This window comes from Actinoplanes subglobosus (assembly GCF_042650585.1).
GTDB lineage: Bacteria > Actinomycetota > Actinomycetes > Mycobacteriales > Micromonosporaceae > Actinoplanes > Actinoplanes subglobosus.
Genome location: NZ_JBHSBL010000033.1, coordinates 43,995 through 52,144, shown reverse-complemented (window position 1 = coordinate 52,144; position 8,150 = coordinate 43,995). Strand labels below are relative to the sequence as shown.

6 protein-coding genes are annotated in these 8,150 nt (G+C 69.9%); 3 read left to right on the top strand and 3 right to left on the bottom strand.

Features of this window, described 5'->3' with window-relative positions; translation table 11 throughout:
• Positions 1-413: 413 nt before the first annotated feature.
• Both ACFO0C_RS45760 and ACFO0C_RS45755 read left to right on the top strand, forming a co-directional pair.
• Complete coding sequence (locus ACFO0C_RS45760; RefSeq protein ID WP_378073164.1) at positions 414-2,174, top strand: ABC transporter ATP-binding protein; 1,761 nt, start codon at positions 414-416, stop codon at positions 2,172-2,174.
• Complete coding sequence (locus tag ACFO0C_RS45755; protein WP_378073163.1) at positions 2,171-4,051, top strand: ABC transporter ATP-binding protein; 1,881 nt, start codon at positions 2,171-2,173, stop codon at positions 4,049-4,051. The genes ACFO0C_RS45760 and ACFO0C_RS45755 overlap by 4 nt, the downstream gene beginning before the upstream one ends.
• Here the strand turns inward: ACFO0C_RS45755 and ACFO0C_RS45750 are convergent.
• The gene (locus ACFO0C_RS45750; RefSeq protein ID WP_378073162.1) at positions 4,031-4,696 is read right to left on the bottom strand and encodes a TetR/AcrR family transcriptional regulator; all 666 of its coding nucleotides are present in this window, start codon (positions 4,694-4,696) and stop codon (positions 4,031-4,033) included. The two genes, ACFO0C_RS45755 and ACFO0C_RS45750, sit on opposite strands and share 21 nt — an antisense overlap.
• Positions 4,697-4,742: 46 nt before the next feature.
• On the opposite strand from ACFO0C_RS45750, the gene ACFO0C_RS45745 reads away from it, so the two are divergent.
• Positions 4,743-5,495: an aminoglycoside phosphotransferase family protein gene (locus ACFO0C_RS45745; protein ID WP_378073161.1), complete on the top strand. Its 753-nt coding sequence runs from the start codon at positions 4,743-4,745 to the stop codon at positions 5,493-5,495.
• Between the two features lie 231 nt (positions 5,496-5,726).
• Here ACFO0C_RS45745 and ACFO0C_RS45740 read toward each other — a convergent pair whose 3' ends face one another.
• Both ACFO0C_RS45740 and ACFO0C_RS45735 read right to left on the bottom strand, forming a co-directional pair.
• Entirely contained in the window at positions 5,727-7,367 is a 1,641-nt protein-coding gene (locus ACFO0C_RS45740; RefSeq protein WP_378073160.1) for a thiamine pyrophosphate-binding protein, read from the bottom strand.
• Positions 7,364-8,137: a cyclase family protein gene (locus ACFO0C_RS45735; protein WP_378073159.1), complete on the bottom strand. Its 774-nt coding sequence runs from the start codon at positions 8,135-8,137 to the stop codon at positions 7,364-7,366. Before ACFO0C_RS45735 ends, ACFO0C_RS45740 begins: the two co-directional genes overlap by 4 nt.
• Positions 8,138-8,150: the final 13 nt, after the last annotated feature.

The following is an 8,150-nucleotide window of genomic DNA, read 5'->3' as shown; positions in this document are numbered from 1 at the left end:
CACGGTCACGGCGGGCACGGTGGGTTCCCGGGCGGCGGGCACGGTCACGGTGGGTTCCCGGGCGGCGGTCACGGTGGGTTCCCGGGCGGCGGGCACGGCGGGTTCCCGGGCGGCGGCCACGGTGGGTTCCCGGGTCGTGGGCATGGTGTGCGGGATGGGTTCCCGGGTCGCGGGCACGGTGTGCACGGTGGGTTCCCGGGCGGCGGCCACCGCGGCCTCGGCGGCATCCTAGGCGGAATTCGCGGCATTCACGGCGGGCTCGGTGGCGGACGCCCGATGGGTGGCGGGTTCAACCCGGGCGGGCGCCACTGACGACAGTCACACCCTGACCTCAAGAGCGGGGTGGACGGCCCGAGCTCACGCCTCTAACCTATTAACGTACGCGTACGAAAATAGGTGGAGGAGTGGTGAGCGTGAGTGCCGGACACCTTCTGCGGCCGCACATCACCGGGTTCCTGCTCGTGGCGGGGCTTCAGGTGATCGGGGCCGTTGCCGGAACAGCGCCACTGCTTGCGGTGGCTGAGCTGGGCCGGGCGCTGTTGGCGCCCGGCCCAGTTGACGTGGAGCACATCCGCACGGTGGTGATCCTCGGTGCCGCCGGCCTGCTGGTCCGGCTGGTGCTCACCGCGGGCTCGGCGGGCCTCGGGCACCTCCTCGACGGCCGGGTCCAACTCGCGCTGCGACGCGCACTCGCCCGATCCCTGGCTCGCGCACCACTCGGCTGGCTGGATCGTCGCCGCACGGGCGAGCTGTCGAAAGTCGTCGGCGATGATGTCACCGCTGTCCACCCCTTCATCGCGCACGCGCCCGGGGAGCTGACAGCCGCGTTCGTCGTTCCGCTTATCTCGCTGGTCTATTTGTTGACCGTCGACTGGCGGCTCACCCTCGTCACGCTCGTCCCGGTGGTGCTGGCGATCACGTTCGTCCCGCTGTTGATGACCTCCACGCGGACCCGTGAGCAAAAGGCCTTCGACGCGGCCTTGGGTCGCATAGCCGACGCCAGCGTGGAGTATGTCCGTGGCATCGCCGTCATCAAGGCGTTCGGTGGAGCTGACACGGCCCATCGCCGTTTCGTGACAGCCGCCGACGAGTTCGTCGACATCTTCACCCGCTGGGTGCGTGGCGTTTCCGTCGTGGCGGCGGCGATGCAGCTGGCCCTGTCGCCGCCGTTCGTGTTACTCGCCGTGCTGACTGGTGGCACCGTGCTGATCACTTCCGGGCATCTCGCTCCGGCGGATTTGTTGCCCTTTCTGTTGCTGGGGCTCGGCCTGACGGCCCCGGTCGCGGCGCTCGGGCACGGGTTCGACGACCTCCAGGCGGCGGGTCGCGCGGTCGGGCGGATCCGGGACGTGCTCGCCGTCGAGCCGCTTCCCGAGCCGGCTCACCCGGTCGAGCCGCACGGCAACCGGATCGAGTTGCGAGGAGTGCGGTTCGCCTACGACGGCAATGAGGTGTTGCGCGGCGTCGACCTGACCGTCGAGCCGGGCACGACTACGGCGCTGACCGGGCCGTCCGGCAGTGGCAAGTCCACGCTGGTGCGGTTGCTGCCGAGGTTCTTCGACCCGGATGCCGGTTCGATCAGGCTCGGCGGTGTCGATCTGCGCGACATCGGCAGTCAAGAGTTGCGGCGACGCATCTCCTTCGTCTTCCAGGACGTGCGCCTGCTCCGGCTCTCGGTGGCTGACAACATCGCGGTCGGCATGGTGGCTGACAACATGGCGGTCGGCATGGTGGCTGACAACATGGCGGTCGGCATGGCGGCTGACAAGATCGCGGTCGGCATGGCGGCTGACAAGATCGCGGTCGGCATGGCGGAGCCCGCGCCGGAATCGGCGTCGGTGCGCGCCGCCGTGATCCGCGCGGCACGGCTCGCGCACATCCACGACCGCATCCTCGAGCTGCCACGCGGCTACGACACGGTCCTCGGTGAGGACGCCGAGTTGTCGGGTGGTGAGAGGCAACGGATCGCACTGGCCCGGGCCTTGGCCGCGGAAACGCCGGTGCTGGTGCTCGACGAGGCGACGGCGTTCGCGGATCCGCAGACCGACCGTGCAGTCCGGGAGACGCTCAGGGCGCTGAGCGACCGGACGATTCTCGTGATCGCGCACCGTCCGGAGACGATCGCCGGGGCCGACACCGTCGTGACGTTGCGTGACGGGGTGATTGTCCGATGATCCGGACGCTGCTTCGAGTGCTGGGGAGTGCCTACGCCGCGCCGATGCGGACCACCGTTCTCCTGATGATGGTCACGGCCGTCAGCGAGGGTTTGCTATACGCCCTTCTCGTGCCGCTGCTGAGTGCGCTGCTCAGTGGTTCACCGGCCGAGGCGCTGCCGTGGTTGGCCGGGTTCGCGGCCGCGGTCGTCGTATATGGGCTGCTCCGTTACCGCAGTGATCTCGCCGGCATGCGGGTCGGCACCACGATGCTCCGCGGCATGTATCACCGGCTCGGCCGTCATATGGCCCGGCTGCCGATCGGCTGGTTCACCGGCGCACGGGTCGGCGAGGTCTCCGCGATGGCGGGGCGGGGGTTGCTCGCCGCCATGGGGGTGGCCGCGCACCTGATGGCGCCGTTCGTGGCCGCGTGCGTGACTCCGATGACGATCGTCCTGGTGATCATTGTCTACGACTGGCGATTGGGGCTGGTCGCCCTGCTGGCGGCGCCTATGGTGATGGCCGTCCATCTGGTGACCGCGCGGTCGGCCGCCGCTGCCGATGCCGCCCATGCGGCACGTGCGGACGAGGCGGCCGCCCGCACCATCGAGTACCTCCATGATCAGCCGGTATTGCGAGCGGCCGGCCGGGATGGCTCCGCACCGCTCGACCAGGCTCTACGGGCCGTTGAACGAGCGTCACGCCGGCGAACCCTCTCAGTCCTGCCGGGTTCGGTCGGCCTGACGGTGACCGTGCAGATCGTGTTCACCGCGGTGCTCGCGCTTGCCGCCTACGTCGCGGTGAGCGGCGACTTCGGTATCGGTCTCGGGCCGCTCGGCGCTATCGGTTCCGGTGCTGCCGACGGCAGTGGGGGAGACGAGGCTGGTGGGTTCGTGGGCGCCGGGACCGTCGCCGAGTTGCTGGCGATCCTGATTCTCACCGCTCGTGCGGCCGACCCGCTGCTTTCGCTAACAGACATCGGAGGCAAGCTTCGAGCAGCCCGTAACGAGCTCGACCGCCTCGACAATCTCCTGCACACTCCGCTCCTGGCCGAGCCGGCCCATCCCATCCGGCCTGCGCGTCACGACGTGGAGTTCGACACGGTAACCGCGGTCGACGGCCGCCGAATCGTTCTGGACAGCCTGTCGTTGACGGTGCCGCAGGGTCAGCGACTCGCGATCGTCGGCCCGTCCGGCGCGGGCAAGAGCACCCTGCTTCGGCTGCTCGCCCGTTTCGCTGACGTCGACTCCGGTGCGATCCGGATCGGCGGCGTCGATGTCCGTGACATCGCCACGACCGACCTCATGGCCCGCATCGCGTTCGTCTTCCAGGACGTCTATCTCTTCGACGGCACGATCGAGGAGAACGTGCGGCTGGGCCGACCGGCCGCGACCGACGACGAGCTACGGTCCGCCGCCACCGCCGCGAGGCTGGACGAGGTCGTCGACCGGCTGCCCGCAGGCTGGTCCACGATCGTCGGAGAGGGCGGCGCGCTGCTTTCCGGCGGCGAGCGTCAGCGCGTCTCAATTGCCCGTGCCCTGCTCAAGGATGCGCCGATCGTGCTGCTGGATGAGGTGACGTCGGCGCTCGACATCGACAACGAGTCGGCTGTGCACGACGGCATCGAACGGCTGATGGCCGACCGCACCGTGATCATGGTCGCGCACCGTGAGCAGACCGTCCGCAGAGCCGACCGCGTGGTCTTTCTCGCCAACGGCCGGGTCACTGAGCACGGCGGCCGGGTCGCTGAGCAGAGTGGCCGGGTCACTGAGCAGGGTGGCCGGGTCATTGAGCACGGTGGCCGGGTCGCTGAGCAGGGTGGCCGGGTCGCTGAGCACGGTGGCCGGCTCACTGGGCAGAGGGTGCTGCCCGACGACTCAGGACCGCGGGAGAAGTAGCCCGTGGATTATCGCCTCCAGCGCCTGCCGGTGGGTGTCACGGCCGTTGAGTTCGGACCAGCGGTCGGCCAGCGACGCCAGCCGCGGATGGGTCTCGACCGTGAGTCCGGCGACGACCTCGTCCTGGTGGACCGTCTCGGTCCGCGCGCGCCGTCGAGCCCCGGTGACCCGGATGATCAGATCGCCGACGATGTAGAACCAGATCGTCCGGTAGGCGAAGAACGCTTCTTCCTCATCGAGCCCGCAATCAGCGGCCGCGCCGACCATCACCTCGACGATCCACAGCGCCGACGGTCCGATCAGATCGTCACCGGTCAGCACCTCGACGATCCATGGCCGTTCCGCCAGCAGCTCGTAGAGCAGCACCGATGCGGCCACCAGCCGTTCCCTGGGCTCGTCGGGGAGCTCTGGTCGGGGCATGGCCCGGGCCTGCGATTCCAGTACCCGCACGAGCAGGGCGTCCTTGTCGCGTACGTGGTGGTAGAGCGCCATCGGCGTGCTGCTCAACTCGGTCGCCAGCCGGCGCATCGACATCTTGTCGACTCCTTCGGCGGCCAGGAGCCGTTCGGCGGCATCGACGATCGCGTCCAGGGTCAGGCGCGGCGGACGACCGACGCGACGCGTGCGGGACACCTCTGCGGACATACCCTCATCCTTCCCCACGGGCGCCGGCGTGTGATGCGGTGTGCCGATGACCGGCGAAGTGTTGCAGGACGACCCACACCGGCGGGTGGTGCGGATCGGCGACACGGTCCGCCGCCCGATGCACCCTTGGTCACCGACGATCCACGAGATCCTTCAACACCTGGAGAAAACCGGCTTCGAGTACGCACCCCGCGTCCTCGGCATCGACGAGGAGGGCCGGGAGGTCCTCACGTGGCTGGACGGCGAGTCCGGCGGCGACGCCTGGGCGAAGGTCGTCACCGACGAGGGCCTGGTCGCGATGGCCCGGCTGCTGCGCGACTACCACGACGCGATCCGCGGTTTTCGCCCCACTGCGATGGCCGGCTGGGCCGCCCACGACGGTGTGTTCGGTGCCGGGGAGTTGATCGGTCACGGCGATTTCGGCCCGTGGAACCTGGTGTGGCACTGCAACCGCCCGGTCGGCATCCTCGACTGGGACTACGCGTTGCCGGCCCGCCCGGTCTTCGACGTCGCTTACGCACTCGAATACGTGACACCGTTCCGCGACGACGACTTCGCGGTCCGCTCGCTTCGCTATCCCGGGCCACCACAACGTCGGCGCCGGTTGGAGCTGTTCGCCTCGGCTTACGGCCTCACCAGCATCGACGGCCTGGTCGGCAAGGTGCGGGCCCAGCAGCGGGAGGTGCTCGCCCGGGCCCGCCGTCTGGCGACCGAGGGCCACCAGCCACAGGTGTCGTGGCAGGAGTCCGGCGCCCTCGACGAGGTGGCCCGGCGCATCACCCAGCCCATCAACCTCTGAACCAGCCGCCGAAGCTGGCGCGCCCCCGGCATACGGGAGGGTGGTGGTCGGGAGTTGGCTGCCGGGCGGTGTTGGAGGTCCGGAGGGTGGTGGTCGGGAGTTGGCTGCCGGGCGGTGTTGGAGGTCCGGAGGGTGGTGGTCGGGAGTTGGCTGCCGGGCGGTGTTGGAGGTCCGGACGGTGGCGGTCGGGAGCCGGCTGCCGGGCGTGCGGTGGTGGGAACGGGCCTGGTGTCAGTGGCCTCGGAACGCCTCCTCCAACCACCACGACGGGTGTTCGGCTGTGACCTTTGCGTCGACGACCATCGGCACGTCGCGGGGGCCGGCCAACCACTCGCGGACCGGTTCGAGGTCTTCCGGTCCGCGTACCGTCACCGCCTCGCATCCGTGACCGCGGGCAACAGCAGCGAGATCCGTCTCCGGGAACACCACCGTGGACAGCACGTGACCGGCCGGCCCGAAATGGTGCACCTCAGCCCCGTAAGCCTCGTCGTTCCACACCACGATCAGCATGCCGAGACCGAGTCGCCGGATCGTGTCGAGTTCGGCGATGCCCATCAGGAAACCGCCGTCCCCGCAGGCGGCTACCGGCAACCGGCCGGGACTGGCGCAGGCCGCACCGAGCGCACTGGCCAGCCCGAGCCCGATCGACTGGAACGACTGCGTGAACACGAATCCTTGGTGATCCGGAACGGACAGGAACATCGACGGGTAGCCCATGAAGTTACCCGAGTCGACGGCCACGACCCGTTCGGTGGGGAGCAGATCGTCGAGAGCGATCGCCAGGCTTCGCGGATCGATGTGGGATTCGTCGCCGGTGTCGTCGTAGGCGACGTCACGCCAGCGTGCCCGGTCGCGCAGCTCCGCTCGTACCGCATCGGTCCGATAGGCCTGCCGCCGCGCGGGGAGCGCTGCGGCCACGGCGACCGCCGTCAACCGTGCGTCCCCGAAAACACCGAGGTCAAGCCGGTGATGGGCGCCGAAGGCGGCCGCTTCGAGATCCACTTGCGCGACGGTGGTGTCCGGTCCGATCAGCGAACCGTGCCGGCTGGTCCACATGTTCAGCGACGCGCCCCAGGCGACGACGACGTCCGCCGCCCGGATCAGCTCGGCCGCGAGCGGTGTGGCGAAACCACCCGATACATCAAGATCCCAGTCGTTGCCGGCGAACAGCCCTTTGGCTGCGGCCGACGTCGCCAGCAGCGCCCCCGATGCCGCCGCCAGCTCCTCCAACTCGGCCCGTGCACCGACCGCCCCGCGCCCGGCGATGAACACCGGCCGCTCAGCACCCCGCAACAGATGGGCAAGAGCGGTCACCGCGTCATCGGATGCCCGGGGTGGCTCGGCCGCCGGCGCGGGCGGGACCTCACCCGGTTCGGCGGCTGCGGCCTGCACGTCCAGCGGCAGGTTGAGCACCACCGTCCGCCGCTCCCGCACCGCGGTCCGCCAGGCCCGGGTCGCGTCGGCGACGGCCGACGCCGGACCGTGCACCCGATCGCTGACCGCACCGACCGCGTGCGCGAGCGCGTCCTGGTCGACGCGGAAGTTCGACCGCAGCGCCGACGCCGCCGGCTCGGCCGCCAGAACGATCATCGGGGTGCGGCTCTTCGCCGCCTCCGCGATCCCGGTCATCGCGTTCGTCAGCCCGCAGCCCTGATGCACCGTGATCACCCCGGGCCGGCCGCTGACCCGCGCATACGCGTCGGCGGCGGTCGCCGCCCCGCCCTCGTGGCGGGTGGCGACGAACCGGGCGCCGTGCGCGATCAGCGCGTTCGTGACATGGAAGTTGCCGCTGCCGACGACGCCGAACACCAGGTCGGCACCGAGTTTCGCGAGGGTCTCGCCGACGATGTCGGCAACGGTCCGGTCGCTCACTTCTCGACGAGGGCCAGCACGCGGACGGGGCTGCCCGAGCCGCCGACGATCGGCAGCGGGGGAGCGATGACGACGGCGCCGGTCGGCGGCAGCCGGTCCAGGTTCCGCAACTGGGTGAGCCCGTATTTGTCGGCGCCGAGCAGGTAGGAATGGCACGGGAACGGCGGGTCGAACGAATGTGCGGCACCCGCGTCGGTGCCGACGGTCTCCACCCCGATGCCGATCACCGGTGACTCCTCGGCCAGCCATTTCGCGGCCTCCGCGGACAGGCCCGGCGTGTGCGGGCCGGTCTCGTTCGCGTTCAGGAACGCTTCCTGATCACCCGAGCGGGCATCCCATCCGGTACGCACGAGCAGCCACCCGCCGTCCGGAAGAGGCCCGTGCTCGGCCTCCCACGCGCGGATGTCGTCAACCTCCAGCAGGAAGTCGGGGTCCTTCGCGACACGGTCGGCGACGTCGATGACCACGGCCGGTGCGAGCAGCCGCTGGACCGGGACCTGTGACACGTCGTCACCGTCACGGCCGGTCACCCAGTGGATCGGCGCGTCGAAGTGGGTGCCGGTGTGCTCGCCGGTGTGGATGTTGTTCCAGTACCACGCCGGGCCACGATCGTCGTAGCGGCTGATCTCTTCCAGTCCGAAAGGGATCGTGTTCGCGAACGGCGGCGGCAACTGGAGGATCGGCGTTCCCGACGACAGCGGCGCGGTCAGGTCGACGACCTGGATCGTGCCGCCACCGACTCCGGACATGAGGGCCTGCAAAATGCTCATCGGCATGTTCCTT